This is a genomic window from Streptomyces sp. NPDC033966, from assembly GCF_055575955.1.
On the sequence record NZ_JBVIRQ010000018.1, the window covers coordinates 107,927 to 133,519 of the forward strand.

24 protein-coding genes are annotated in these 25,593 nt (G+C 73.1%); 6 read left to right on the plus strand and 18 right to left on the minus strand.

Going from position 1 to position 25,593, the window contains the following annotated elements; translation table 11 throughout:
* Positions 1-157 precede the first annotated feature (157 nt).
* Positions 158-973 carry a hypothetical protein gene (locus ACZ518_RS34640; RefSeq protein WP_469116993.1) on the plus strand — a complete coding sequence of 272 codons (816 nt, stop codon included), beginning with the start codon at positions 158-160 and terminating at the stop codon, positions 971-973.
* A 158-nt stretch (positions 974-1,131) separates the two neighbouring features.
* Positions 1,132-1,548, plus strand: a complete 417-nt coding sequence (locus ACZ518_RS34645; RefSeq protein WP_469116994.1) for a hypothetical protein — start codon at positions 1,132-1,134, stop codon at positions 1,546-1,548.
* A 13-nt stretch (positions 1,549-1,561) separates the two neighbouring features.
* On the opposite strand, the gene der is transcribed toward ACZ518_RS34645, so the two are convergent.
* The 5 genes from der to ACZ518_RS34670 form a co-directional block, all read right to left on the minus strand.
* Positions 1,562-3,025, minus strand: a complete 1,464-nt coding sequence (der, locus tag ACZ518_RS34650) for a ribosome biogenesis GTPase Der (protein WP_469116995.1) — start codon at positions 3,023-3,025, stop codon at positions 1,562-1,564.
* A gap of 75 nt (positions 3,026-3,100) precedes the next feature.
* Positions 3,101-3,784 (minus strand): lysophospholipid acyltransferase family protein, encoded by a 684-nt coding sequence (locus ACZ518_RS34655; RefSeq protein WP_469116996.1) that lies wholly within the window; start codon positions 3,782-3,784, stop codon positions 3,101-3,103.
* The gene (gene cmk / locus ACZ518_RS34660; protein WP_469116997.1) at positions 3,745-4,446 is read right to left on the minus strand and encodes a (d)CMP kinase; all 702 of its coding nucleotides are present in this window, start codon (positions 4,444-4,446) and stop codon (positions 3,745-3,747) included. Before cmk ends, ACZ518_RS34655 begins: the two co-directional genes overlap by 40 nt.
* A gap of 168 nt (positions 4,447-4,614) precedes the next feature.
* Entirely contained in the window at positions 4,615-5,703 is a 1,089-nt protein-coding gene (locus tag ACZ518_RS34665) for a prephenate dehydrogenase (RefSeq protein ID WP_469116998.1), read from the minus strand.
* A 130-nt stretch (positions 5,704-5,833) separates the two neighbouring features.
* The gene (locus ACZ518_RS34670) at positions 5,834-6,271 is read right to left on the minus strand and encodes a YidB family protein (RefSeq protein ID WP_469116999.1); all 438 of its coding nucleotides are present in this window, start codon (positions 6,269-6,271) and stop codon (positions 5,834-5,836) included.
* Positions 6,272-6,414: 143 nt separating this feature from the next.
* On the opposite strand from ACZ518_RS34670, the gene ACZ518_RS34675 reads away from it, so the two are divergent.
* The 3 genes from ACZ518_RS34675 to ACZ518_RS34685 all read left to right on the plus strand — a co-directional run bounded on the left by ACZ518_RS34675 (position 6,415) and on the right by ACZ518_RS34685 (position 7,995).
* The gene (locus ACZ518_RS34675) at positions 6,415-6,750 is read left to right on the plus strand and encodes a DUF952 domain-containing protein (RefSeq protein ID WP_469117000.1); all 336 of its coding nucleotides are present in this window, start codon (positions 6,415-6,417) and stop codon (positions 6,748-6,750) included.
* Positions 6,751-6,836: 86 nt separating this feature from the next.
* On the plus strand, positions 6,837-7,286 hold the full coding sequence (locus ACZ518_RS34680; RefSeq protein WP_469117001.1) for a Rieske (2Fe-2S) protein: 450 nt from the start codon (positions 6,837-6,839) through the stop codon (positions 7,284-7,286).
* 28 nt (positions 7,287-7,314) lie between these two features.
* Positions 7,315-7,995: a nucleotidyltransferase domain-containing protein gene (locus tag ACZ518_RS34685; RefSeq protein ID WP_469117002.1), complete on the plus strand. Its 681-nt coding sequence runs from the start codon at positions 7,315-7,317 to the stop codon at positions 7,993-7,995.
* Between the two features lie 101 nt (positions 7,996-8,096).
* Here ACZ518_RS34685 and ACZ518_RS34690 read toward each other — a convergent pair whose 3' ends face one another.
* The 13 genes from ACZ518_RS34690 to ACZ518_RS34750 form a co-directional block, all read right to left on the minus strand.
* Complete coding sequence (locus ACZ518_RS34690; protein ID WP_469117003.1) at positions 8,097-9,113, minus strand: ADP-ribosylglycohydrolase family protein; 1,017 nt, start codon at positions 9,111-9,113, stop codon at positions 8,097-8,099.
* On the minus strand, positions 9,110-9,835 hold the full coding sequence (locus ACZ518_RS34695) for an NUDIX hydrolase (RefSeq protein WP_469117004.1): 726 nt from the start codon (positions 9,833-9,835) through the stop codon (positions 9,110-9,112). The genes ACZ518_RS34690 and ACZ518_RS34695 overlap by 4 nt, the downstream gene beginning before the upstream one ends.
* The gene (locus ACZ518_RS34700; RefSeq protein ID WP_469117005.1) at positions 9,832-10,920 is read right to left on the minus strand and encodes an AAA family ATPase; all 1,089 of its coding nucleotides are present in this window, start codon (positions 10,918-10,920) and stop codon (positions 9,832-9,834) included. Before ACZ518_RS34700 ends, ACZ518_RS34695 begins: the two co-directional genes overlap by 4 nt.
* The gene (gene pnuC / locus ACZ518_RS34705; RefSeq protein WP_469117006.1) at positions 10,917-11,525 is read right to left on the minus strand and encodes a nicotinamide riboside transporter PnuC; all 609 of its coding nucleotides are present in this window, start codon (positions 11,523-11,525) and stop codon (positions 10,917-10,919) included. The genes ACZ518_RS34700 and pnuC overlap by 4 nt, the downstream gene beginning before the upstream one ends.
* 146 nt (positions 11,526-11,671) lie before the next feature.
* On the minus strand, positions 11,672-13,003 hold the full coding sequence (locus tag ACZ518_RS34710) for a pseudouridine synthase (RefSeq protein WP_469117007.1): 1,332 nt from the start codon (positions 13,001-13,003) through the stop codon (positions 11,672-11,674).
* Positions 13,003-13,623 (minus strand): SMC-Scp complex subunit ScpB, encoded by a 621-nt coding sequence (scpB, locus tag ACZ518_RS34715; RefSeq protein ID WP_469117008.1) that lies wholly within the window; start codon positions 13,621-13,623, stop codon positions 13,003-13,005. The genes ACZ518_RS34710 and scpB overlap by 1 nt, the downstream gene beginning before the upstream one ends.
* The gene (locus tag ACZ518_RS34720; protein WP_469117009.1) at positions 13,620-14,612 is read right to left on the minus strand and encodes a segregation and condensation protein A; all 993 of its coding nucleotides are present in this window, start codon (positions 14,610-14,612) and stop codon (positions 13,620-13,622) included. The genes scpB and ACZ518_RS34720 overlap by 4 nt, the downstream gene beginning before the upstream one ends.
* Before the next feature lie 450 nt (positions 14,613-15,062).
* Positions 15,063-15,575 carry a hypothetical protein gene (locus tag ACZ518_RS34725; protein WP_469117010.1) on the minus strand — a complete coding sequence of 171 codons (513 nt, stop codon included), beginning with the start codon at positions 15,573-15,575 and terminating at the stop codon, positions 15,063-15,065.
* The gene (locus ACZ518_RS34730; protein WP_125604141.1) at positions 15,560-16,720 is read right to left on the minus strand and encodes a ParA family protein; all 1,161 of its coding nucleotides are present in this window, start codon (positions 16,718-16,720) and stop codon (positions 15,560-15,562) included. Before ACZ518_RS34730 ends, ACZ518_RS34725 begins: the two co-directional genes overlap by 16 nt.
* A gap of 326 nt (positions 16,721-17,046) precedes the next feature.
* Positions 17,047-18,162: an alanine dehydrogenase gene (gene ald / locus ACZ518_RS34735; protein ID WP_469117011.1), complete on the minus strand. Its 1,116-nt coding sequence runs from the start codon at positions 18,160-18,162 to the stop codon at positions 17,047-17,049.
* 151 nt (positions 18,163-18,313) lie between these two features.
* On the minus strand, positions 18,314-20,332 hold the full coding sequence (locus ACZ518_RS34740) for a tetratricopeptide repeat protein (protein ID WP_469117012.1): 2,019 nt from the start codon (positions 20,330-20,332) through the stop codon (positions 18,314-18,316).
* Positions 20,333-20,889: 557 nt separating this feature from the next.
* Positions 20,890-21,519 carry an NUDIX domain-containing protein gene (locus ACZ518_RS34745; protein WP_469117036.1) on the minus strand — a complete coding sequence of 210 codons (630 nt, stop codon included), beginning with the start codon at positions 21,517-21,519 and terminating at the stop codon, positions 20,890-20,892.
* A 92-nt stretch (positions 21,520-21,611) separates the two neighbouring features.
* A complete protein-coding gene (locus ACZ518_RS34750; protein WP_469117037.1) occupies positions 21,612-23,276 on the minus strand; it encodes a CTP synthase in 1,665 nt (554 codons plus the stop codon).
* Between the two features lie 424 nt (positions 23,277-23,700).
* On the opposite strand from ACZ518_RS34750, the gene ACZ518_RS34755 reads away from it, so the two are divergent.
* Positions 23,701-25,530 (plus strand): glycoside hydrolase family 15 protein, encoded by a 1,830-nt coding sequence (locus ACZ518_RS34755; protein WP_469117013.1) that lies wholly within the window; start codon positions 23,701-23,703, stop codon positions 25,528-25,530.
* The last annotated feature ends 63 nt before the right edge of the window (positions 25,531-25,593 follow it).

A 25,593-nucleotide genomic window follows, 5' to 3' on the forward strand; every position in this document is an offset into this window, starting at 1 on the left:
AGTTGGCACGAAGCAGAAGTCGCGGTCGGACGGTTCACTCTTACGGGTGGCCGGTTCGATTCCGTTCCCTCAAACGGCGTGACCCCGGCCGCCGCTGCGCCGTTGATCCCGGCGAGCCGGGAACCCCCCGGCCTCCGCACGAATGAGGAGCCACCCCGTGCCGCGCATGCTCGACGTCAGTCTTGAGGTACGTGCCGAGATCGGTGACGAAGAAGCCGACAGGCTGCTCACCGGCGACGACGCCCCGGGCAGTTACGACTGCACCTCCTGCCGCACCCCCGGCGACCCCGAGACCGACCCCACGAGCACCGTGCTGTTCGTGGGCGAGGAGACCGCCGTCCTCGCCTTCGCCCACACCGCCTGCATCCCCTCCCAGGTCGTCCAGGTGTCCGAGGAGCAGCTCCAGGGCGCGGTGCGCAGCATCACGGGCGACAGCCCGGCCCCCGCCGCGGAGCAGGCCGGCGGCGAGTCCCCGCAGTCGGTCCCCGGCGGCCAGGCCGTCCTCGGCATCACCAGCGGTCTCGTCCTGATCGCCGGGGAGCTGCACCCCGCGCTGGTCGTCGAGCCGACCGCGCCGATCGCCCGCCCCGGCACCGCCGGCCCCGGCGACGACTTCCTCCCCCTCCTCATCGAGCAGGGCTTCATCCCGGTCACCGACACCAACGAGGTCCCCTCCGCCCTCCCCGGCTGGTCGGTCCTGCTGGCCGCCGGGCAGCTGCACGCCGTGCTCCAGCCCGGCGCCGACGGCGGGCCCCAGGTGGCCTGGTGGCAGGCCCACCAGGCGCTGGGCGTCACCGACGGCTGGCGGGCCGCCGTCAACAAGACGCAGCGCGTGCTCATCTACGCCGCCCCCGTCGGCTCCATCGGCCAGCAGCCGCGCGAGGACCTGCTCCGCGACGCCCTGGACAAGGCCGCGAGCAACGGCAAGCTGGTCGGCGCCTCGATGCCCCTGGCCGGCACGCCGGGCGCCTGAGCCCCACTCCTCCCCGCCGGAACGGCCGTCCGCCCCCTGCCGAGGGGTCCGGACGGCATGCGCCGGGGGTGCGCGGTCCGTCCCGCGCACCCCCGGCGATCTGCGTTTTCCGCCCCGTCACCCCGCATCCGCAGGGCGGCGGTTTCGTTGGCTGATACGTGCATTCATACGACCCCTCCCGCGCCCCGTTCCGTGCGAGCAGCGCCTCGCACACCCCGATCTACGACAGCCTGTACTCGGAGTACCTGCGCGCCTTCCGGGCGCTGCCGGGCGACCGTACGGGCGAGGAGGACCTCGGCTTCACCGCGTTCTCGTACGGCAGCGGGTACACCGGCACCTCGTACGGCGGCGGCACGGGCGGCTCGTACGGCAGCGGCGGGGGCACCGGCTGGAACGGTTCCTCCTCGTGGCAGCAGGCCGACGGCTGGCAGCCCTCGTACGTCCCGCAGCAGGTGGCCCAGCCGGTGTACTCGTACGCGGGCGGCGGCTCCGGATACGGCGGCGGGCGGCAGCACCAGACCGGGATGCAGCACATCCCGGCGGCCCTGCCGCCCGCTCCGCGCCGGGGCTACTGACCCCGGACCGCCGCTACTTCTTCTTCTTGTACTGCGCGCCGCGCTTCTCGCGCACCCGCACCGAGATGTGCAGCGGGGTGCCCTCGAAGCCGAACTCCTCGCGCAGGCGGCGCTCGATGAAGCGCCGGTAGCCGTGCTCCAGGAAGCCGGAGGCGAAGAGGACGAACCGCGGCGGCTTGCTGCCCGCCTGGGTACCGAACAGGATGCGGGGCTGCTTGCCGCCGCGGATCGGGTGCGGGTGGGCCGCGACGATCTCGCCGAGGAAGGCGTTCAGCCGGCCGGTGGGGACTCGCGTCTCCCAGCCCGCGAGGGCCGCCTCGATCGCCGGGACCAGCTTCTCCATGTGGCGGCCGGTCTTCGCGGAGACGTTGACGCGGGGCGCCCACGCGACCTGCTGCATCTCGGTCTCGATCTCGCGCTCGAGGTAGTAGCGGCGCTCCTCGTCCAGCTCGTCCCACTTGTTGTAGGCGATGACGATCGCGCGGCCGGCCTCGACGGCCATGGTGATGATGCGCTGGTCCTGGACGCTGATGTTCTCGGTGGTGTCGATCAGGATGACCGCCACCTCCGCCTTCTCCACGGCGGCGGCCGTGCGCAGCGAGGCGTAGTAGTCGGCGCCCTGCTGGAGGTGGACCTTCTTGCGGATGCCCGCGGTGTCCACGAACTTCCAGGTGACGCCGCCGAGCTCGATCAGCTCGTCGACCGGGTCGCGGGTGGTGCCGGCCAGCTCGTTGACGACGACGCGGTCCTCGCGGGCGACCTTGTTCAGCAGGGAGGACTTGCCGACGTTCGGGCGGCCGATCAGGGCGATGCGGCGCGGTCCGCCGAGGGGCGTGCCGCCGAAGGTCTGCTCGGGGGCCTCCGGCAGGGCCTCCAGGACGGCGTCGAGCATGTCGCCCGTGCCGCGGCCGTGCAGCGAGGAGACCGGGTGCGGCTGGCCGAGGCCGAGGGACCACAGGGAGGCCGCGTCGGCCTCGCCGCTCTGGCCGTCGACCTTGTTGGCGCAGAGCACGACGGGCTTGCCGGAGCGGCGCAGCAGCTTGACGACGGCCTCGTCGGTGTCGGTGGCGCCGACCTTGGCGTCCACGACGAAGACGACCGCGTCGGCGGCCTCGATGGCGTACTCGGCCTGGGCGGCGACGGAGGCGTCGATGCCGAGGACGTCCTGCTCCCAGCCGCCGGTGTCGACGACCTTGAAGCGGCGGCCGGCCCACTCGGCCTCGTACGTGACGCGGTCGCGGGTGACGCCCGGCTTGTCCTCGACGACGGCCTCGCGGCGGCCGATGATGCGGTTCACCAGGGTCGACTTGCCCACGTTCGGGCGGCCGACGACGGCGAGGACGGGGAGCGGGCCGTGGCCGGCCTCCTCGATCGCGCCCTCGACCTCTTCGAGGTCGAAGCCTTCCTCCGCGGCGAGCTCCATGAACTCCGCGTACTCGGCGTCGCCAAGTGCTCCGTGGTCGTGCTGGTCGTTCATGAAGTCCGTTCCTCGTCGTTCGTGGTGATCGGTGGCACCCGCGCAGCGCGGTTCCACTACTAGGTCAAGTCTCGCTCAGCGCCCGGTGAGGCGCTTGGCGTCGGCCAGGTGGGCGGACAGCCGTCCCTGGATGCGTGCGGTGGCCTCGTCCAGCGCGGTGCGCGTACGACGGCCCGTGCCGTCCCCGGCGTCGAAGGCGGAGCCGAAGACCACGTCGACCCGGCTGCGCAGCGGCGGCAGGCCCTTGACGAGCCTGCCCTTGGCCTCGGTGCTGCCCAGGACGGCGACGGGGACGACCGGGGCGCCGCTGCGGACGGCGAAGTAGGCGAGCCCGGCGCGCAGGGACGCGAAGTCCCCCTCGCCCCGGGTGCCCTCGGGGAATATCCCCAGGGCGCCGCCGTTCTCCAGCACGCCGAGGGCGCGGGTGATCGCGGTCCGGTCGGTGCCGGCCCGGTCCACCTTCACCTGCCCGATCCCCTCCAGGAAGGGGCCGAGCGGGCCGACGTACGCCTCCTTCTTGATCAGGAAGTGCAGCGGCCTCGGCGCGGTGCCCATGACCATGGGTCCGTCGATGTTGTGCGCGTGGTTCACGGCCAGGATGACAGGGCCGGAGGCGGGTACCTTCCAGGCTCCCAGCACGCGCGGCTTCCACAGCCCGTACATGAGGCCGATGCCGATGCGCCTGCCGACCGCCGCGCCCTTGGGGGAGGGCGTACCGCTCACTTGCCCCGCCGCTCTTCCACCAGGGTCACGACGCATTCGATCACCTGGTCGAGGGTGAGCTCGGTGGTGTCGACTTCGACGGCGTCGCCGGCCTTGGCGAGCGGGGAGGTCTTGCGGCCGGAGTCGGCGGCGTCCCGCTTGATCAGGGCTTCCCTGGTGGCGGCGAGGTCGGCGGCCTCCTTGCCGCGCAGCTCACCGCTGCGGCGGGCGGCGCGGGCCTCGGCCGAGGCCGTCAGGAAGATCTTGAGGTCGGCGTCGGGCAGGACGGTGGTGCCGATGTCCCGGCCCTCGACGACGATCCCGTCGGCCTCCTCGGCCGCCTGGGCGGCGATGGAGCGCTGGAGGTCGGTGATCAGGGTGCGCACCTCGGGGACGGCGCTGACGGCGCTGACCTTGGAGGTGACCTCCTGGGTGCGGATCGGGCCGGCGGCGTCCAGGCCGTCCACCGTGATGGTGGGGGCGGCCGGGTCCGTGCCGGAGACGATGGCCGGCTTGCCGGCGGCGAGGGCGATGGCCTGCGGGTCGTCGGTGTCGACGCCGTTGGTGATCATCCACCAGGTGATGGCCCGGTACTGGGCACCGGTGTCCAGGTATCGCAGCCCGAGCTTGGCGGCCACGGCCTTGGAGGTGCTGGACTTGCCCGTGCCGGAGGGACCGTCGATGGCGACGATCACGGCGGACGGAGCGGCGGTTTCCACGGTGCGGGCACCTTCCTGGTTGCGCGTACGTGTGCGGGCGCGCCAATAGCGCCCCCGCACCAGGTTACCGGCCCCGGGCGCCCGCCGTTCCCGGCCCTGCCCGCCCCGCTGGCGTCCGGGGCGCGGGGGCCCCGGGTCGGGGCCCCCGGCGACGGCGCCGCACCCGGACTACTGCTGCCGCAGCGCCCAGCCCCGCTCGCGGAGCTCGGCGGTCAGGGCGGCGACCGCCCGGGGTTCCACCATGAGCTGCACCAGACCGGCCTGCTGGCCGGTCGCGTGTTCGATCCGGACGTCCTCGATGTTGACCCCGGCGCGGCCGGCGTCCGCGAAGATCCGTGCCAGCTCGCCGGGCTTGTCGCTGATGAACACCCCTACCGTCTCGTACGCCATGGGCGCCGCGCCGTGCTTGCCGGGGACGCGGACCCGGCCGGCGTTGCCCCGCTTGAGGACGTCCTCGATGCCGGCGGCGCCGCCCTTGCGCTCGGCCTCGTCGGCGGACTGGAGGCCGCGCAGCGCCTCCACGGTCTCCGCCAGGTCGGCGGCGATGCCCGCCAGGACGTCGGCCACCGGCCCCGGATTGGCCGAGAGGATCTCCACCCACATGCGGGGGTCGGAGGCCGCGATGCGGGTCACGTCGCGGATGCCCTGCCCGCACAGCCGGACGGCCGTCTCGTCGGCCTCCTCCAGGCGGGCGGCGACCATGCTGGACACCAGCTGGGGGGTGTGCGAGACCAGAGCCACCGCCCGGTCGTGGGCGTCGGCGTCCATCACCACGGGGACGGCCCGGCACAGCGCGACGAGCTCCAGGGCGAGGTTGAGGACCTCGTGGTCGGTCTCCCGGGTCGGGGTCAGCACCCAGGGCCGGCCCTCGAAGAGGTCCGCCGTGGCGGCCAGCGGGCCGGAGCGCTCCTTGCCGGCCATGGGGTGGGTGCCGATGTAGGCGGAGGTGTCGGCACCCAGCGCGGTGAGTTCCCGGCGCGGTCCGCCCTTGACGCTGGCCACGTCCACGTAGGCCCGGGCCAGTCCGCGTCCGATCGCGTCGGCCAGCGCGGCGGCCACGTGGGCCGGCGGTACGGCGACGATCGCGAGGTCCACCTGGCCCTCGGGGGCGTCGTCGGTGCCGGCGCCCAGGGCGGCGGCCGTGCGGGCCTGCGCCGGGTCGTGGTCGACGAGGTGGACGCTGATGCCCCGGGCGGTCAGGGCGAGCGCCGCGGAGGTGCCGATCAGTCCGGTTCCGATGACGACGGCGGTTCTCACGGGGCGCTCCAAGGGTGATCACGTAACGGCGGGCCGGGCCTGACTCAGGGTAGCCACTCGTCACCGCGAAAGGACCCGGCGGTCCGCCCTGTGGACGGTGCCGGGCCCTCGCGGACGATCTCGCCGGTGGTCAGAGGTTCTGCTTGCGGATGATGTCCTCCAGCGACTCGGCGGGCACCCGGCCGCCCGGGGTCAGCTTGTCGACGGCCTGCGGGAGGGCCTGCGCCAGCTGGTCGGCGGCCTCGTCGGGGCTGACGCCCGCCTGCCGGGCCGCCTGCCGGAGGGCGTCGTCCGGCAGCGCCTCCTTGATCTGGGCGCCGCTGACGGGCTGGTTCTCGCCGGTGCCGATCCAGGACTGCGCCTGGTCGGCGAGACCGGACTTGGTCAGCATGTCCAGCAGCCCGCCGAGGGGGTTGTTCGCCCCTCCGGCCTGGGCGCCTCCGGCACCGCCGCCGCCCATCAGGGCGCCGAGCAGCGCGCCGAGGATGTTGCCCCCGCCGCCGGCCGCCGCGCCGCCGCTGCCGCCCTGGCCGCCGCCGAGGAGTCCGCCGAGGTCATTGCCCGCCATGATCCTGTTGCCTTTCGAAGGGGGACCGGGCGCACGCGCGTGGGCTGCGGGCCCGGCTTCGAGACACGGACAATGTCACCCAGATCGCCACGTACCGCCACCTGGCGCACCTCGGTCCGGCACGGTGCGGTAGAACCACGGGCATGATCTTCCACATCGTTCCGCTCGTCGACTGGAGTGCCGCTCCCGGGTCCCCGTACGCCCCCGGCTCGCTCGCCTCCGAGGGCTTCGTGCACTGTTCGGCGGACCGGACCACCGTGCTCGCCATCGCGGACTCCCACTACCGCGGGGTGCCCGGTGTCCTGCTCGCCGTGGAGCTCGACGAGGCGGCCCTCGGGGCGGAGGTCCGCCGGACGGGGCCCGGGGACCCGTACCCCCACGTCCACGGGCCGTTGAACCGCGACGCCGTGTTCCGCGTGTGGGAAGTCGTACGCACTCCCCGCGGCCCGGCGGACCTGGTCCCCTGGCAGCCGGAGTGAGACGGACGGTGTGGCGGTCTTCTCCTGGGGCCCGCCGCACGCCAGGATGCACTTCGCCGTCCCGGCCACCCAGCAAGGAGCCCCGCATGACCGACCCGAACACCGCCCGGCGCACCGTACTGGCGGCCGGAGCCGCCGTCCTGGCGGGCGGCACCCTCGCCGCCTGCGGGTCCGACACGGAGAAGCCCGACACCGGCTCCGGCACCGCCTCCGCCCCGCAGACGGGCACGTCCCCGGGGGCCTCGGCGGAGCCGCTGGTGAAGTCCTCCGCGGTGCCGGTCGGCGGCGGCACCGTCCTCAAGGAGCAGAAGGTGGTGGTCACGCAGCCGACGGCCGGCTCCTTCCGCTGCTTCACGGCCGTATGCCCGCACCAGGGCTGCCTGGTGGACAAGGTGGAGAACGGCACGATCGACTGCCCCTGCCACGGCAGCAAGTTCAAGGTCGCCGACGGGGCCGTCGCCCACGGGCCGGCGGTCAAGCCGCTCGCGGAGAAGAAGATCACCGTGTCCCCGGAGGGGGAAATCTCGCTCGCCTAGCGGGCGCCGCCCCGCCTACCCTCCCGGGATGGACGACCTCACCCTGGTCCGGGACCACACGATCTACGCCTGCGTGATGGGCTCCCGCGCCTTCGGACTGGCCACGGAGGCGAGCGACACCGACCGGCGCGGTGTCTACCTCGCCCCCACGCCGCTCTTCTGGCGGTTCGAGAAGCCCCCGACCCATGTCGAGGGGCCCCGGGAGGAGGAGTTCTCCTGGGAGCTGGAGCGGTTCTGCGAGCTGGCCCTGCGCGCCAACCCCAACATCCTCGAGTGCCTGCACTCCCCGCTGGTGGAGCGGCTCACCCCGGCCGGCGAGGAACTGCTGTCCCTGCGCGGGGCCTTCCTCTCCCGCCGGGCCCACACCACCTTCACCCGGTACGCCGTCTCCCAGCACCGCAAGCTCCTCGCGGACGTCCGCGTCCACGGCGCCCCGCGGTGGAAGCACGCCATGCACCTGCTGCGCCTGCTGGCCTCCTGCCGCGACCTGCTGCGCACCGGCCGCCTGACGATCGACGCGGGCGCCGACCGCGAGCGGTTCCTCGCGGTCAAGCGGGGCGAGCTCGGCTGGGACGAGACCGACGCCTGGATGGCCCGCCTCGCCGAGGAGGCCGAGGCGGCCCTCTCCACCAGCCCGCTGCCCGCCGAACCGGACCGGGCCCGCGTGGCGGACTTCCTGCACCGCGCCCGCCGCGCCTCGGCGGTCTAGGGCCTGTCCGACCCTGACCCACCGGACAGGCCCTAGAGCAGCGGGTCGGGCTGCTCCGCCACGACGGGGGTGGGGCCGGTGCCCGTGGCGTCCGGCATCGGTCACGCGTCCCAGAGGGCGCCGAAGGCGAGGAGTTCCTCGCGGTACTCGATGCGGTCCTCCCAGTCTCGGGGCCAGACGTCGGCGCCCAGGTGGGCGCCGGCGAAGGCGCCGGCCAGGCAGGCGATCGAGTCGGAGTCACCGGCGGTGCAGGCGGCGCGGCGCAGCGCGAGGAGGGGTTCGTCCGGGAAGAGCAGGAAGCACTGGAGGGCGGTGGCCAGGGCCTCCTCGGCGATCCAGCCCTGGCCGGTGGTCAGGCAGGGGTCGGTCTCCGGGGAGGGGTCGCGCAGGGCGGCCGCGAGCCGGTCCAGGACCGCCAGGCACTCGTCCCAGCCCCGGGCGATGAAGGACTCCGGCGAGGCATCGGAGGGGGTGCGCGTCCAGAGGTCGCCGAGCCAGCGCTCGTGGTAGCGGGTGCGGTTCTCCAGGGCGTACGAGCGCAGCTGCCCGACCAGGCCGGTGACCTCGGTGCCCTGCGCGAGGAGGTGCACGGCGCGGGCGGTCAGGTCGGAGGCGGCCAGGGCGGTGGGGTGGCCGTGGGTGAGGGCCGACTGGAGCTGGGCGGCGCCCGCGCGCTCCTCGTCCGTCCATCCGGCGACCAGGCCGACAGGGGCCACGCGCATGTTGGCGCCGCAGCCCTTGGAGCCGGTCTGGCTGGCGTCCCGCCAGTCCCGCTCGCGCCGGACCAGCAGCCCGCAGGCCGTCAGGCAGGTGTTGCCGGGGGCGCGGTTGTTCTCCGGAGAGTGGTACCAGTCGACGAACTCCTCGCGGACCGGCCGGGTGAGCCGCAGCGGTCCGACCGGGCCCCGCTCGGCGGCGGTCCGTATGCCGCGCGCCAGCGCCAGGGTCATCTGGGTGTCGTCGGTGACGATCGCGGGGCGGGGCAGCGGCATCTGACGCCACGGGCCCGTCTTGGCGAGGATCGACGGGACGTCGCGGAACTCCGTCGGGAAGCCGAGGGCGTCGCCGAGGGCCAGGCCTACGAGGGCGCCGGTCGCGGCACGCTTGGTGGCGGTCACGGGGTGGGTCCTTCCGAGGGGCGGAGCAGGGGCGGGTGGAGGGTGGTCGCCGGGCCGGCCCGGTACAGCGCGGCGGGCTTGCCGCGGCCGCCGGTCAGCCGGGCGGCGCCGGGCACGGCCTCGACGAAGCCGGGCGTGGCGAGCACCTTGCGGCGGAAGTTGGGGCGGTCCAGGGAGGTGTCCCAGACGGTCTCGTAGACGGCCTGGAGCTCCCCGAGGGTGAACTCGGGCGGGCAGAAGGCGGTGGCCAGGCAGGTGTACTCCAGCTTGGAGCCCACCCGCTGCCGGGCGTCCGCCAGGATCAGCCCGTGGTCGAAGGCGAGCCCCGAGGCCTCCCGCGCCGGCACCCACCGGGCCCGGTCGGCGTCCCCGCCGCCCTCCTCGGCCGGTTCGGGCATGTCGGGGACCAGGGCGGTGAAGGCGACCGACACCACCCGCATGCGGGGGTCCCGGTCCGGTTCGCTGTAGGTGCGCAGCTGTTCCAGGTGCAGGGCGGCGACCAGGGCGGGCGGCAGGCCGGTCTCCTCGGCCAGCTCCCGGCGGGCGGCCGTCTCGGCGGACTCCCGGGGGAGAACGAAGCCGCCGGGGAGCGCCCAGGCGCCCGCGTACGGTTCCTGGCCGCGCCTGATCAGCAGGACGTGCAGGGCGCCGCCGCGCACGGTGAGGACGGCGAGGTCGACGGTCACCGCGAAGGGCTCGAAGGCGTACGGGTCGTAGTTCACCGGCGCTCCGGGAGGGGCGCCGCGAAGTGCCAGCCTTCGGACAGCAGGCCGTCGACCGCCGCCACGGCCGCGTCGAGCCGGGCCCGCCGGTCGCCGCCGACGACCAGGAAACGCCTGCCGGTGCGGGTGAGTTCCCGGCGGAAGCGGGCGGTCATCCAGGGTCTGAGCTCCGGCCCGTCGCGCAGCCCGTCGTCCTCGAAGGGCACTCCTTCGTGGTCGGTGAGCAGGTACAGGTCGCGGGGGCGGCGGGCGGCGATCCTTTCGACCTCCGCGTTGCGGCCGCCGAGGTAGCGCTCGTGCCAGACGCCGGTGGCGAAGGAGTCGGTGTCGCAGAACAGCACCGGCGAGCCGAGCCGGGCGGCCCGCTCCTCCGCCTCGTCCTGGCGGCGGGCGATCACCGGGAACTCCCGCGAGGTGAAGGACATCTCCTCCCAGGACGCCCCCGGGTCGACGGCGCGGGCCGCCGCGAGCTTCTCCTCGCTGTACTCCCGGCCGTACTCGGCGACCCAGCCGGTCTTCGCCCACACCCCGCCGCGGCGGCGGTAGTGGGCGGCCAGCTCCCGCGAGAGGGTGGTGGTGCCGGTGGACTCGGCGCCCAGGACGACGACCCGTCGGGTCAGGGCGGCCCGTACGCCGGGACCGAGGAACTCCCAGCAGGCGGCCGGGTCCTCGCGCACGGCGGTCCCGGACACCGGGAACAGGGTGCGGGCCGGGTCCACGCAGACCTCCTCGGCACCGAACCGCCGGGCGAGCTCGGTCCCGTACTCCTCGGAGGTGAAGACGGCGTCCACCCGCCGGCCCACCGCGCCGCGGAAGATCGCCATGTGCGCCTCCCAGATGCCGGGGTCGTGCAGGTCGACGGGGACGTCGTCGACCGCGCCGACGACCTCCGCGCCGGGGTGTTCCTCGCGCATCCAGGCGACCCGGTCGGCGAGCGGCACCGACTCGACGGAGGCGGCGCAGACCAGCACGGTCAGCCGCTCGCACTGGTCCTGGGCGGTGCGCACCAGGTGGTGGTGGCCGGCGTGCGGCGGGTAGAACTTGCCCAGCACCAGCCCGTGGCCGTAGCGCTTGCCGCCGCTCATGCCGCCGCCTCCAGGGCCGTACGGGCTCCGCGCGCCGGGAGGGCGCGGTGCCAGCCGACGAGCCCGGCCACGCACAGGGCGAGGAAGCCCGCGTAGAGGACCGAGGTGAGGTACAGCCCCTTGTACGCGTACAGCGGGATGTAGACGAGGTCGGCGGCGATCCACAGCCACCAGGACTCCAGGAGCTTGCGGCACTGGCCGTAGGTGGCCATGAGGGAGAGCCCGGTGGTGAGGGCGTCCCAGAACGGGACGGTGGAGTCGCTGACCCGGCCGAGCAGCAGGGTCAGGGCGGCGGTCCCCACCGCCCCCGCCACCAGCAGCCAGGCCCATTCGGCGCGCGTGGTGCGGCGCACCGGCAGGGCCGTGGCGGTTCCTGGTCCACCCCCGTGGGTCCAGGACCACCAGCCGTAGGCGGCGAGGGCGATGAAGACGATCTGGAGCCCGGCGTCGGCGTAGAGGCCGGCCTGGGTGAACAGCACGATGAAGAAGAGGTTGTTGGCGATCCCGACCGGCCAGTTGGCGATGTGCTGCCGGGCCACCAGCCAGACGCACACGGCGCCCGTGGCGAAGCCGAGGATCTCGGTCCAGCTCGTGTTCCAGCCCATGAAGGCCACCCGCTCCCTTTAATAGTCATCCTGACTATAAACAGGCGGGGCGGCCCCGGGCAAGGCGAATGGCGGCCTCGTCCGGGAAACGCGGAAGCCCGCAGTGCCGGGGCACTGCGGGCTTCCGCGGAGAACGTACGGGAGGGCTACAGACCGACCTCGCGCATGAGCATGCCGACCTCGGTGTTGGTCAGGCGGCGCAGCCAGCCCGACTTCTGGTCACCCAGCTCGATCGGGCCGAAGGAGGTCCGCACGAGCTTGTCGACCGGGAAGCCGGCCTCGGACAGCATGCGGCGGACGATGTGCTTGCGGCCCTCGTGGAGGGTCACCTCGACCAGGTAGTTCTTGCCGACCTGGTCGACGACGCGGAAGTGGTCGGCGCGGGCCCAGCCGTCCTCCAGCTCGATGCCGTCCTTGAGCCGCTTGCCGATGTCGCGCGGCAGCGAGCCGGTGATCGCCGCGACGTACGTCTTCTGCACGCCGTACTTGGGGTGCGTCAGGCGGTGGGCCAGCTCACCGTGGTTGGTGAGGAGGATGATGCCCTCGGTCTCGGTGTCGAGCCGGCCGACGTGGAAGAGACGGGTCTCGCGGTTGTTGACGTAGTCGCCCAGGCACTGGCGGCCGTCCGGGTCCTCCATGGTGGAGACGACGCCGGCGGGCTTGTTCAGCGCGAAGAACAGGAAGGACTGGGTGGCGACCGTCAGGCCGTCCACCTTGATCTCGTCCTTCGGCTGGACGCGCTTGCCCTGCTCCGTCACGATCTCGCCGTTGACCTCGACGCGGGCCTGCTCGATCAGCTCCTCGCAGGCACGGCGCGAGCCCATGCCGGCCCGGGCCAGCACCTTCTGCAGGCGCTCACCCTCCAGCTCGGCGCCCGGGAAGGTCTTCGGGGTCTTGATCACGGGCTTGTCGGCGTACCGGTCGCGCACGCGCTCCTCGATCCGCGCGTCCAGCTCACGGGGGCGGGACTGGCCGCTGCGGCTGCCCGGACCGCTGCGCGGACCGCCCGCGCCGCCGATGCCGGGGGTGCGGGAGGGGGTACGGGGACCACCCTTGGCCCCGCCGCGCGCCGACGCGCCGCGGGCACCGCCGCCGCCCGGACGTGCTCCGGCGCGGCTGCGCTCGCCCTCGGGGCCCACGTCGTAGCGGCGCTCCTCGGGGCGCGGGTTGCGGGGACGCTGGGGCGCTTGGTCCCGGTCGCGGTCCCGGGAGGCGCCGGAGCCGGAGCCACCGGAGGAACCACCCCGGTAGCCGCCACCGCCGGAGCCGCCGGAGGAACCGCCCCGGTACCCGCCACCGCCGGAGCCACCGGAGCCGCCGGAGCCGCCCCGGTAGCCGCCGCCCGAGCCACTGCCGGAGCCGCCCCGGTAGCCGCCACCGCCGCCGGAGCCGCCGCCGCGGGCGTTACCGCGCCCGCCACCGCCGCTGCCGCCGCTGTTCCTGTTGCCGCCACCGTTGCCGTTGCCGCTGCTTCGCATCAAAGTTCCGTCGTCTTGTCGTCGTCTACGTCAGTGTCCGGTGCGTCCGGATCGAACGACGGCACACCTTCTTGCGTCTCGGCTTCGATCGCGTCCGCCTCGGGAAGGAAGGGCGCGAGCTCCGGGAGCTCGTCCAGGCCGCGCAGGCCCATCCGCTCCAGAAAGTAGTTCGTCGTCCTGTACAGGATCGCACCTGTTTCGGGTTCCGTGCCCGCCTCGGCCACCAGACCCCGCTGGAGGAGGGTCCGCATGACCCCGTCGCAGTTCACCCCGCGGACCGCCGAGACCCGCGAACGGCTCACCGGCTGGCGGTACGCGACCACCGCCAGGGTCTCCAGGGCCGCCTGGGTGAGCCGGGCCTGCTGCCCGTCCAGGACGAAGGCCTCCACGGCCTCCGCGTACTCGGGCCGGGTGTAGAACCGCCAGCCCCCGGCGACCAGCCGCAGCTCGAAGCCGCGGCGCTGCGCCGTGTACTCGTCGGCGAGCGCCGAGAGGGCCTCGGCGACCTCGCGCGGGGTGCGGTCCAGCACCTTCGCGAGGTGTTCGGCGGTCGCGGGCTCGTCCACGACCATCAGCACGGCCTCCAGCGCGCCCTTCAGCCCGAGCTGTGTCCGGTTCATTCGGCAACCTCCACGACCTGGTCGAACTCGTCCGTCACCCTCGGCATCCCGTCGCCGTCCCCGCCGCACCAGCGCACGGTGAGCCCGAGCAGGGCCTCCGGCTGGTCCAGGGTCACGGCCTTCTCCCGGTAGAGCTCCAGCAGCGCCAGGAACCGGGCGACGACGGTGAGGGTGTCGGGGGCGTCCTCGGTCAGCTCCTGGAACGTCGCCTCGCCGCGCGCCTTGAGCAGGCGTACGACGTGCCCGGCCTGCTCCCGCACGCTGACCAGGGGGGCGTGGATGTGGTCCACGTACACCTGCGGCGCGGCCCTGGGCCGCATGGCCCGCACCGCCAGCCGGGCGAGGCCGTCGGCGCCGATGCTGATCACCACCTCGGGCAGCAGGTCGGCGTGGTGCGGCTCCAGCCCGACGGTGCGGGGGTAGCGCTTGCCCTCCGCCTCGGCGCGGTCCTGGAAGATCGCGGCGATCTGCTTGTACGCCTTGTACTGGAGCAGCCGTGCGAAGAGCAGGTCCCGAGCCTCCAGCAGGGCGAGGTCGGCCTCGTCCTCGACCTCGGCGGCGGGCAGCAGGCGGGCGGCCTTGAGGTCGAGCAGGGTGGCGGCGACCACGAGGAACTCGGTGGTCTGGTCGAGGTCCCAGTCGGGGCCCATGGCGCGGATGTGCGCCATGAACTCGTCGGTGACCTTGGAGAGGGCGACCTCGGTGACGTCGAGCTTGTGCCGGGAGATCAGCTGGAGCAGGAGGTCGAAGGGGCCCTCGAAGTTGTCGAGCCGCAACGTGAACCGTCCGTCGCCGGCGGTGACCGGCGGCACGGGCCCTGCGGCACCCCCAGGCGGGGCGTCAGGGGCCGGGGAGGCCTCTCCGGCCCCCCGGTCACCTCCGAGCGGCTCGCGGGCCGCAGCGGGCGCCTCAGCGGCCTCCTGGGTCACCCCTGGGCCGCGGCCCAGGCTCCGGCGGGCCGGCTGGGGGGCGTCTTCGTTCGGGGGCATCGCGGTCCAGGGTGGTACGGGATTTCGGCCGAGCGGCCACGGGGGCAGCCTAGGCCCTGGCCGGGCGGGTGCGCGTCCGCCGCTGCGCGGAGCGGTCCCCTGCCCGCCCTTCCCCCGTTCCTCCCCCGGCTACCGCTGGGAGGTACCCCCAGGGACTCCGCCCCGGACCCCGCGCCTCAAACGCCGGCGGGGCTGATTTCAGCCCCGCCGGCGTTTGAGGCGCGGGCGCGTAGCGCCGTGTCTGTAGCCGCGCCGACGCTTGAGGCGAGAACGGTTGAAGGGCGGGGAGGGGCCAAGCCCGCGCAGCGGCACACCACCGCACACGACCCACCGGCCCCCGCCACCCAAACCGGCCCCGCCCCGGCCCCGCCGGACGGAGTCCGGCGCAGCGGCGCGAAGCCGGGGAGGCCGCCCGCGGCCGAGCCGCGGGAGCGGCGCGTCAAAAAAGGGTCAGCGGCCGCGGAGACGGCGGACCAGGATGCTGGCGTCGCCGCGCGACTCCAGGTCCGCGAGGACGACCGCGACCGCCTCGCGCACGATGCGGCCCCGGTCGACCGCCAGGCCGTGCTCCCCGCGGAGCACCAGACGGGCGTGCTCCAGGTCCATGAGCTCCTCCGCGGAGACGTAGACCGTGATCTTCTCGTCGTGCCGCTCACGCCCGCTCGGCCGCCGGTTCGCACCCCGGCCCTGGCCCTTGCCCTGCCGGGGTCCGGCGCTGGCAGAACCTTCCTGCGGCCTGCGCTGCGCGCCCACCGAGCCCGCTCCGGGCTCCGCGGTCTCCCGGCCCCGGGTCTCCCCCGTGGTCCGCGTAGTGCCGTCCGCCGGTGCGACCGCCGTGTGCTCCGGGCCTCCTGCCGCCGGCGCCTCCTCGGCGCCCCGCCGCGGCGAGGACGACTGGAGGGCCATCCCCCCGGTCGTGCGGAACAGTTCGTCGGCTCCGGGCAGACTCACTCGGCGGGACACCGGGCGAGCACCTCCCTGGCCAGCTGGCGGTAGGCGGCGGCGCCGACGGAGTTGGACGCGTACGTGGTGATCGGCTCGCCCGCGACCGTGGTCTCCGGGAAGCGCACCGTCCGGCCGATGACCGTGTGGTAGACGTGGTCGTCGAAGGCCTCGACCACGCGCGCGAGCACCTCGCGGCTGTGCACCGTACGGGAGTCGTACATCGTGGCGAGGATGCCGTCGAGCTCCAGCTCCGGGTTGAGCCGCTCCTGGACCTTCTCGATGGTCTCCGTCAGCAGCGCGACACCGCGCAGCGCGAAGAACTCGCATTCCAGCGGCACGATGACCTTGTGAGCCGCCGTCAGGGCGTTCACCGTCAGCAGGCCGAGCGAGGGCTGACAGTCGATCACGATGTAGTCGTAGTCGGCCATCAGGGGCTTCAGCGCCCGCTGGAGCGTCGACTCGCGCGCGACCTCGCTCACCAACTGCACTTCGGCGGCGGACAGGTCGATGTTGCTCGGCAGCAGGTCCATGTTGGGGACCGCGGTCTTGAGCAGCACCTCGTCGGCCGACATGCCCCGCTCCATGAGCAGGTTGTAGACCGTCAGGTCGAGTTCCATCGGGTTCACGCCGAGGCCCACGGACAGCGCGCCCTGCGGGTCGAAGTCGACGAGCAGCACGCGGCGCCCGTACTCGGCGAGCGCGGCACCCAGGTTGATGGTCGACGTGGTCTTGCCCACGCCGCCCTTCTGGTTGCACATCGCGATGATCTTCGCCGGACCGTGGTCGGTCAGCGGACCCGGGATCGGGAAGTACGGCAGCGGCCGTCCGGTCGGGCCGATCCGCTCGCGGCGCTGGCGGGCAGCGTCGGGCGCGAGGGTGGCCGCGTACTCGGGGTCGGGCTCGTACTCCGCGTCGGGGTCGTAGAAGTGCCCCTCGGGCACCTGGTCGTAGTCGGCGAAACCAATGGGCGTATCGCCACCGTGGTCGCCGGCCGTGGAGTTCACGTCTAGGCCGTCCATGCTCTTTTGGGGCGTCGTCATGTGCTGGTGGTTTGCGAAGGTGCGGACCGCGACGGAGCCGACAGCTTCGAGCCCGGCAGGACCCTGTCCCCGCTCAGGCGTCCCTGCTCGACCACCTCCAGGAGCAAATGTCGACTCATTCACAAGTCGTCTTACCTCCTCGGACGTGACCAGGACACTTATCGATAGGTCAGCGTTGCACCATGCCGACGGTTGGCGACTCTATGGCGTGTCACCGCCCAGCGGCAACACAATCCGCCGTACCCGGCACGATGTGTCGGCAACCGAACACCACTCTGTCAAGGGCGTGCGCGCTGTCGCCGCGAAGTTTCGCGGGTGTGCGAAAGGGTTAAAGGGTTACGTTCGAGGCGAGTTGAGCGGGCTCCGCGGGCATGCCTCAAACACGTCCGGCCGGACCTTGCGGGCAAGGTCCGGCCGGATACGTGAGATTGACGTCAGTCGTTGACGGTTCAGCCGAGCAGCGTGCTGAGCTCAAGGGTCTCGAGGCCGTGGGCCTCGGCGACCGGGCCGTAAACGACCTTGCCGTCATGGGTGTTGAGGCCCAGGGCCAGCGCCGGGTCACGGCGCAGCGCCTCGACCCAGCCGAGGTTCGCGAGCTGCACGATGTACGGCAGGGTCGCGTTCGTCAGGGCGTAGGTGGAGGTGTTCGGAACCGCGCCCGGCATGTTGGCGACGCAGTAGAAGACCGAGTTGTGGACCTTGAAGGTCGGCTCGGCGTGGGTGGTCGGACGGGAGTCCTCGAAGCAGCCGCCCTGGTCGATCGCAATGTCGACAAGGACACTTCCGGGCTTCATCTTGGCGACGAGCTCGTTGGTGACCAGCTTCGGCGCCTTCGCACCCGGGATCAGCACGGCGCCGATGACGAGGTCGGCCTCGACGACGGCCTTCTCCAGCTCGTAGGCGTTGGAGACGATCGTCTTGATCTTCGTGCCGAAGATCTTGTCGGCCTCGCGGAGCTTGTTGATGTCGCGGTCGAGCAGGGTCACGTGGAAGCCCATGCCGATGGCGATCTGCGCCGCGTTCCAGCCGGAGACGCCGCCGCCGATGACCACGCACTCGCCGGCGTGGGTGCCGGGGACGCCGCCGGGGAGCACGCCGCGGCCGCCGGCCGAGCGCATCAGGTGGTAGGCGCCGACCTGCGGGGCCAGGCGGCCCGCGACCTCGGACATCGGGGCGAGCAGCGGCAGCGCGCGGTTGGCGAGCTCGACCGTCTCGTACGCGATGGCGGTGGTGCCGGACTCCAGCAGGGCGTCCGTGCACTCGCGGGAGGCGGCGAGGTGCAGGTAGGTGAAGAGGGTCTGGTCCTTGCGGAGGCGGTGGTACTCCTCCGCGATGGGCTCCTTGACCTTCAGCAGCAGGTCCGCGGTGGCCCAGACCTCGTCGGCGGTGCCGAGGATCTCGGCACCGGCGGCGACGTACTCGGCGTCCGTGATCGAGGAGCCGACACCGGCGTTCTGCTCGATGAAGACCTGGTGGCCGTTGCGGACCAGCTCATGCACGCCGGCGGGCGTGATGGCGACCCGGAACTCGTTGTTCTTGACCTCGCGGGGGATGCCGACCTTCATCGTCGATCACGGTCCTTGACTCAGGGGATATTACCGGGCACTTCCATACATACCCGCCCACAAGAACGCGCAACGGGATGCACCACTGATGTCGTGGTGAAGCCAGTCTAATGAAGGATGAGTCGCTGTCTAGCCTTGCAAACCAATAATTTCAGTCGGACGCACTACGGATTTCGCAGGCTGCGGGGTCGTCTCCCAGCAATCTGTCCGCCGCCGACCGGTGCAGCCTCGCCGCCGCCGGGTCACCCAGACGGTCCAGCGTGTCGGCCAGCCGGACCTGGAGCGCGGCCTGAAGCCGCTGGTCCCCCGCCCGGCGCGCCAGCTCGATCGCCTCGCGGCAGGTGTGCAGGGATTCCTCGGGCCGGCCGGCGTACTCCTGTACCCGCGCCATCTCGCTCAACGCCTTTGCCTGGCCGGGGACATCGGCCAGCCGGCGGTAGCCCGCGGCGGCCGCGCGCCAGCTGCGCAGGGCCTCCCCGTAGCGGCCCGCGTAGGTGTGCACGTTGCCGAGCCGGCCGTAGAGCCTGGCCTCGTCCACGCGCTCGCCCCGCGCCAGGGCGTGGGCCAGGGCGCGGCCGAACCAGTCGGAGGCCCGGGGCCAGTCCGCCAGCTCCTGGTACGCCCCGCCTACGGATTCCATCGCGCGGCCCGTGGCGTACGGGTCCTTCGCGGCCTTCCCCGCGCCCAGCGCGGCCCGGTACCGCGCCAGCGCCTCCTGGGTCCGGCCGGTCTCGGCGTCCAGGTCGGCCAGGTTCAGCAGGGCGGCGGCCCGCTCGCGGTGCAGGCCGCGCCGCTCGGCCACGTCCAGCACGAGGCGGTGCAGCCCGTACAGCTCGGGGGCGGCCGCCTCGGTGCCCCGGTGCCCGGCCAGCGCCCGGACCAGGGCCGAGACCAGCCTGCGGGCCAGGGTGTCCAGCCCGCCGTCCGCCACGGCCAGGTGCGCGGACGAGGTCAGGGCGGGCAGCCGGGTGTCCAGCCAGGTGGCGGCCGAGCGCCGGTCGGGGAAGCGCAGGGCGCGGGGCGTCCCGTCCAGGTGTTCGCGCAGCAGCCCGTCGTCGTCCTCGTCGGTGCCGGCCATGGCCCGGCACGAGGTGAGCAGCCGTACGGTCCGCTCCAGCATCCGGGCGCGGGCCAGCTGCACCTCGGCGGGGCGCTCCTTGGTCTCCAGCAGGGCCTGGAGGAGGGGTGCGAGGCAGCCGGGGAGCAGGAAGAGGCCGTCGGGGGCGTGCCGTACGAGGCCCAGCGCGGCGAAGTCCTCCAGGGTGGACTGGGCCGCGGCCACCGAGCAGCCCGCCAGGGCCGAGGCGGTGTGCGAGTCGAGGTATCCGGCCGGGGCGAGCGGCAGCAGGTGCAGGGTGCGGCGGGCCGGCTGCGGCAGGGACTCGTAGACCAGCCGGAAGGCGCGGCCCAGCGGGCCGGTGGTGCCGGGGGGCATGTCGTGGAGCTGCTTGGCGAGGTCGGCGACGGCGCCCTTGGGGTGGGCGGCGAGCCAGCCGCCGGCGAGGGCGAGCGCGGCGGGCAGCCCCCCGCACTCCTCGGCGAGGGCCTCGGCGGCACGGGGGTCGACGGTGACCCGGGTGTCGCCGATGAGCCGGGCGAGCAGGCTGACGGCGGAGGCGGGGTCGAGGCCGCCGAGGGTGCAGGGGCGGACGTCGGGGATGCCGGTGAGCGGGCCCTCGGCGGTGACCACGACCAGGCACTCGGGAGTGTCCGGGAGCAGGGCGTCGACCTGGTGCGGGTCGGCGGCGTCGTCGACGAGCAGGATCACCCGCCGCCCGGCGAGAGCCTCCCGCAGGGCGGCGCTGAGGTCGTCCTCGCCGGCCCCCGGCGGGGTGCGCTCGCCGAGCCCCTCCAGCAGGGTCCGGACGGCCCGTTCGGTGGCGACGGGCTCCCCGCCGGGCTCCGTGAGCCGCACCCGGAGCAGGCCGTCGGGGTACTGGGGGGCGACCTCGCGCACGAACGCCTCCGCCAGCGCGGTCCGTCCGGACCCGGGCCGTCCGGCGACGAGCAGCACCCGTGCGCGGGGCGCCTTGGCCTTGCGGCCCGAGAGGGTGTCGAGCCCGGTCCGTGCGATGTCCTCGCGCAGCTCCTTGAGCTCACGCCGCCGCCCGACGAAATCCGCCACGGATCCGCTCCTCTCCCTGCCTTCGGGTTGCTGAGCGTAGTTCACGCAGAGCGACGGCCCGCGGGGAGCGCGGCCCGTAGATCGCCCGATCGGATCAGCCGATGTACCTATTTACCGTGCGGGCTGCGTTCGCCGTGCCGGGGGGCGTGGCCGGGGTCGGTGGTTCGCCTGCGGGCGGTGTGCCGCCGCGCGGGGCTGTCCCCTCTTGGACGCGCCCCTCGCACCGCTCGGCCCTGGCGGGCCTCCCGGGCCTCGGCCCGCTGCGCCGGACTCCGCCCGTCGGCCCGCCGGGCCGGGGCCCGGGCCCCGGCTGGGACCGTTGGGTCGCCTGCGGGTGGTGTACCGCCGCGCGGGGCCGGGTCCCCTACCCGCCCTTCCACCGTTCCCGCCTCAGACGCCGGCGCGGCTCGAAAGGATCCGGGGCTCCGCCCCGAACCCGGTACGGGCGCTGTGCGCCCGCCGGCGTTTGAGGCGCTGGGGGCGGAGCCCCCAGGGGGTCCGGGGCGCAGCCCCGGGGAACGGGCGAAGGGTGGGGCGGGGAGCAGCACCGCGCAGCGGCACCCCGCCCCCGGACCGGCACCCGGCACCCGGCCGGCCAGGCCCTACGCCTCGTACGGCCGGGCCGGCCAGGGGGCGTCGGCGGGGCGGAGGGCGTCGGGGCCGTCGCCCGCCAGCACGGCGGTGAGGGCCAGGACCCCGGTGACCAGCGCCGGGTTGCCCAGCTCACCGGCCAGGACCCCGCGGACCAGTTCCTCCCGCGCGACCCACTCCACCTGCATGTCGGCCTCCTCCGAGGAGGTCTCCGCGTACCGCTCGCCGTCCGCCTGAGCCACGTCCCGCGCGAGGAAGACCCGGATCGCCTCGTCGGAGCCGCCCGGGGAGGCGAAGAAGTCGGTCAGCACCCGCCAGTCCCCCGCCTTGACGTGCGCCTCCTCGTACAGCTCGCGCTGCGCCGCGTGCAGCGGGTTCTCCCCCGGCACGTCCAGCAGCCCGGCGGGCAGTTCCCACAGCCGGTGCCGGACGGGGTGGCGGTACTGCCGGATCACCAGCACCCGGCCGTCCTCGTCCAGGGCGAGCACGCACACCGATCCCGGGTGCACCTGGTAGTCGCGGCGGGCCACCGAGCCGTCCGGCATCCGCACCTCGTCGGAGTCCACGGCCGTCTTGGCGCCCTGGAAGGGCCGGCTGGTCGACAGCGTCTCCCAGGTCTCCGACGTGTCCTTGATGGCGATCCCCATGGCCAGTGCCCTCCACAACGCGCGACAGCCGGGTACGGATGATCCGTACCCGGCTGCCTACGTTACCGAGCGTCAGCCGACGCGCGTCAGCCCTGCTGCTGGCGCTCCACCGCGGCCTTGACCAGGCCCGCGAAGAGCGGGTGCGGCCGGGTCGGGCGGGAGCGGAGCTCCGGGTGGGCCTGGGTGGCCACCAGGTAGGGGTGGACCTCGCGCGGGTACTCGACGTACTCGACGAGCTTGTTGTCCGGGGAGGTGCCGGAGAAGACCAGACCGGCCTTCTTCTCCAGCTCGCCGCGGTAGGCGTTGTTGACCTCGTAGCGGTGGCGGTGGCGCTCGTCGACGTACGCGTCGCCGTAGACCTCGCGCACGATCGAGCCCTCGGCCAGCTTGGCCGTGTACATGCCCAGGCGCATGGTGCCGCCCAGGTCGCCCGCGCCCTCGACGAAGGCCAGCTGCTCCTCCATGGTCGAGATGACCGGGTGCGGGGTCGAGGCGTCGAACTCGGTGGAGTTGGCGCCCTCGATGCCCGCCAGGTTGCGCGCGGCCTCGATGACCACGCACTGCAGGCCCAGGCACAGGCCCAGCAGCGGGATCTTGTTCTCGCGGGCGTAGGTGATCGCGCCGACCTTGCCGTTGACACCGCGGTCGCCGAAGCCGCCGGGCACGCAGATCGCGTCCACGTCGCCGAGCTGCGCCGCGGCACCGGCCGGGGTCTTGCAGTCGTCGGAGGTGACCCACTTGATCTGGACGCGGGCCTTGTTGGCGAAGCCGCCGGCGCGCAGCGCCTCGGTCACCGACAGGTAGGCGTCGGGCAGGTCGATGTACTTGCCGACGAGCGCGACCTTGACCTCGTGGTCGGGGTTGTGGACGCGGTCCAGCAGGTCCTCCCACACCGTCCAGTCGACGTCGCGGAAGGGCAGGTCGAGCTTGCGGACGACGTAGGCGTCCAGGCCCTCGGTGTGCAGCACCTTCGGGATGTCGTAGATCGACTTGGCGTCGATCGCCGCGACCACGGCCGCCTCGTCCACGTCGCACATCAGCGAGATCTTGCGCTTGATGGAGGTGGGGACCTCGCGGTCGGCGCGCAGCACGATCGCGTCGGGCTGGATGCCGATGTTGCGCAGGGCCGCGACGGAGTGCTGCGTGGGCTTGGTCTTCAGCTCGCCGGAGGGGCCGATGTAGGGCAGCAGCGAGATGTGCACGACGAAGACGTTGTCGCGGCCGACCTCGTGGCGGACCTGGCGGACGGTCTCCAGGAACGGCAGCGACTCGATGTCGCCGACCGTACCGCCGACCTCGGTGATGACGACGTCGACGTCGTCGGTCGCCATGCGCCGGATGCGGTGCTTGATCTCGTTGGTGATGTGCGGGATGACCTGCACGGTGTCACCGAGGTACTCGCCGCGGCGCTCCTTGGCGATGACCGTGTTGTAGACCTGGCCGGTGGTGACGTTGGCCGAGCCGTCGAGGTCGACGTCGAGGAAGCGCTCGTAGTGGCCGATGTCCAGGTCGGTCTCGGCGCCGTCGTTGGTGACGAACACCTCGCCGTGCTGGAAGGGGTTCATCGTGCCGGGGTCGACGTTCAGGTACGGGTCGAGCTTCTGCATCGTGACCCGCAGGCCGCGCGCCTTCAGCAGCGCACCCAGGCTGGAGGCCGTCAGACCCTTGCCGAGGGACGAAGCGACACCCCCGGTGACGAAGATGTGCTTGGTCGTCATGGCTGCGTTGTTTCGAAAAGCAGCGGGCGGCATCGCCAAGAGGGGGCTCCCGTGGTCGCGAGGTGAGGTGCGTCCGGCGACTTCTCCCGTTTCCGGGGGTGCCGAAGCTGCGGTTTCGGGGCCCCTGATTCGCACAGGCAGACCACCGGTCCACGGGGTACCAGCCTATCAGCGCCCGGGACGGTCCGCCTCCGGGCGCGCTGCGCGGCGGCCCCCGCGGGTCCTTCGGCCGGCCGTTCCCGCAGGTCACCCGTTTGGCCGAGTGACATTGTCCCAAGACTTAAGGAGATCACTAGGGTGCGCTCATAACTTGCTCGGATATCGCTGCACATCGCCGCCGAGCAGTCCGGCAGACGGCGTAACAACGCCGGTTCCGGCAATCTAGGAACTCGACGCGGGGATCCCTGCGCACAGGAGACCGCGCGACAGCGCATTGCAAGCGCCCTTCGGGGCGGACGTGGCCGTTCGACTGGAGACCAACGTGTCCGGGCGCATCGAGGATTACGCACTGATCGGGGACATGCAGACCGCGGCGCTGGTCTGCCGGGACGGCGCGGTGGACTGGTTGTGTCTGCCACGCTTCGACTCCCATGCCGTCTTCGCGAGCCTTCTGGGCACCGAGGAACACGGGTTCTGGCGCATCGGCCCGGCGTTCCCCCCGGGTGCGGAGCCGCCGCGGGCCGCCCGCCGCCGCTACCGGGGCGATTCCCTGGTGCTGGAGTCGGAGTGGGACACCCCGCGCGGGACCGTCCGCGTCATCGACTTCATGCCGCCGCGCGAGGGCCACGCGCCGCAGCTGATCCGTATCGTGGAGGGCGTCAGCGGACGCGTCCCGATGCGCTCGGCGCTGCGGATGCGCTTCAGCTACGGGCGGGTCGTGCCGTGGGTGCACAAGGTGGACGGGCGCACCGTGGCCGTCGCCGGCCCCGACTCGGTCTGGCTGGACTCCGACGCGCAGACGTACGGCAAGGACCTGACGACGTACTCCGACTTCACGGTCGGGCCCGGCGACCGGGTGGCCTTCGCGATCAGCTGGCAGCCCTCCCACAAGGGCGCCCCGGAGACCCCGGACGCCGCGGCCGCGCTGGAGGCGACCAGCGAGTTCTGGCGCGAGTGGGTGGACCTGTGTACGTACCACGGGCCCTACCGGGAGGCCGTGATCCGCTCACTGATCACCCTCAAGGCGCTCACGTACGCCCCCACGGGCGGGATCGTCGCCGCGCCGACCACCTCCCTCCCGGAGGAGATCGGCGGGGTCCGCAACTGGGACTACCGCTACACCTGGCTGCGCGACGCCGCCATCACCCTGTCCTCGCTGCTGCGCACCGGCTACCGGGGCGAGGCCGCCGCCTGGCGGGACTGGCTGCTGCGCGCGGTGGCCGGCGACCCGGAGAACCTGCAGATCATGTACGGGATCGCCGGCGAGCGGGAGCTGGGTGAGACCGAGCTGGACTGGCTGCCCGGCTACGAGAACTCGGCCCCGGTGCGCGTCGGCAACGGCGCCGCGCACCAGCTCCAGCTCGACGTGTACGGCGAGGTCACCGAGGCCCTGCACCTGGGTCACATGACGGGGCTGGCCCGCAACGACTACGCCTCGGTGCTCCAGCTGAAGCTGATCCGCTACCTGGAGACCCACTGGATGGAGCCGGACGAGGGCATCTGGGAGGTGCGCGGCCCGCGCCGCCACTTCGTGCACTCGAAGGTGATGGCGTGGGTGGCCGTGGACCGCACGATCAAGCTGATCGAGAGCGGGGACGCGGACGGCCCGCTGGAGCGCTGGCGCGAGATGCGCGACGCGATCCACGCGGACGTGTGCGAGAAGGGCTACGACCCGGAGCGCAACACCTTCACCCAGTCCTACGGGTCCCAGGAGCTGGACGCCTCCCTGCTGCTGATCCCGCAGATGGGCTTCCTGCCGCCCGACGACAAGCGGGTCATCGGCACCATCGAGGCGATCCAGCGCGAGCTGTCGACCCCCGACGGGTTCATCCTGCGCTACCCGACGGCCGGCGAGGAGGCCGGGGTGGACGGGCTGGAGGGCGACGAGGGCGCCTTCCTCGCGTGCTCGTTCTGGATGGCCGACGACCTCGCGATGATCGGCCGGGTCGACGAGGCGCGCCGGCTCTTCGAGAAGCTGCTGGCGCTCCGCAACGACCTGGGGCTGCTGGCGGAGGAGTGGGACCCCAAGCACGAGCGGCAGGTGGGGAACTTCCCGCAGGCCTTCAGCCACGTCCCGCTGATCGACACGGCGCTGCGGCTGACGGCGAGCGGTGCCTACGGCGGCTGACGCGCGGGGCCGGGGCCGCCCGCCTAGCCTGTAAGGGTCCTTTGCCCTTCACGGGAAGGGGGG

What these genes read in the sequence shown, in the direction of transcription:
- der (WP_469116995.1), bottom strand. Translation starts at nt 3,025, where the DNA reads ATGAACGACCAGCACGACCACGGAGCACTTGGCGACGCCGAGTACGCG.
- ACZ518_RS34655 (WP_469116996.1), bottom strand. Translation starts at nt 3,784, where the DNA reads ATGCGTCGTGACCCTGGTGGAAGAGCGGCGGGGCAAGTGAGCGGTACG.
- ACZ518_RS34670 (WP_469116999.1), bottom strand. Translation starts at nt 6,271, where the DNA reads ATGGCGGGCAATGACCTCGGCGGACTCCTCGGCGGCGGCCAGGGCGGC.
- ACZ518_RS34675 (WP_469117000.1), top strand. Translation starts at nt 6,415, where the DNA reads ATGATCTTCCACATCGTTCCGCTCGTCGACTGGAGTGCCGCTCCCGGG.
- ACZ518_RS34680 (WP_469117001.1), top strand. Translation starts at nt 6,837, where the DNA reads ATGACCGACCCGAACACCGCCCGGCGCACCGTACTGGCGGCCGGAGCC.
- ACZ518_RS34685 (WP_469117002.1), top strand. Translation starts at nt 7,315, where the DNA reads ATGGACGACCTCACCCTGGTCCGGGACCACACGATCTACGCCTGCGTG.
- ACZ518_RS34700 (WP_469117005.1), bottom strand. Translation starts at nt 10,920, where the DNA reads ATGAGCGGCGGCAAGCGCTACGGCCACGGGCTGGTGCTGGGCAAGTTC.
- pnuC (WP_469117006.1), bottom strand. Translation starts at nt 11,525, where the DNA reads ATGGGCTGGAACACGAGCTGGACCGAGATCCTCGGCTTCGCCACGGGC.
- ACZ518_RS34710 (WP_469117007.1), bottom strand. Translation starts at nt 13,003, where the DNA reads ATGCGAAGCAGCGGCAACGGCAACGGTGGCGGCAACAGGAACAGCGGC.
- scpB (WP_469117008.1), bottom strand. Translation starts at nt 13,623, where the DNA reads ATGAACCGGACACAGCTCGGGCTGAAGGGCGCGCTGGAGGCCGTGCTG.
- ACZ518_RS34720 (WP_469117009.1), bottom strand. Translation starts at nt 14,612, where the DNA reads ATGCCCCCGAACGAAGACGCCCCCCAGCCGGCCCGCCGGAGCCTGGGC.
- ald (WP_469117011.1), bottom strand. Translation starts at nt 18,162, where the DNA reads ATGAAGGTCGGCATCCCCCGCGAGGTCAAGAACAACGAGTTCCGGGTC.
- ACZ518_RS34750 (WP_469117037.1), bottom strand. Translation starts at nt 23,276, where the DNA reads ATGCCGCCCGCTGCTTTTCGAAACAACGCAGCCATGACGACCAAGCAC.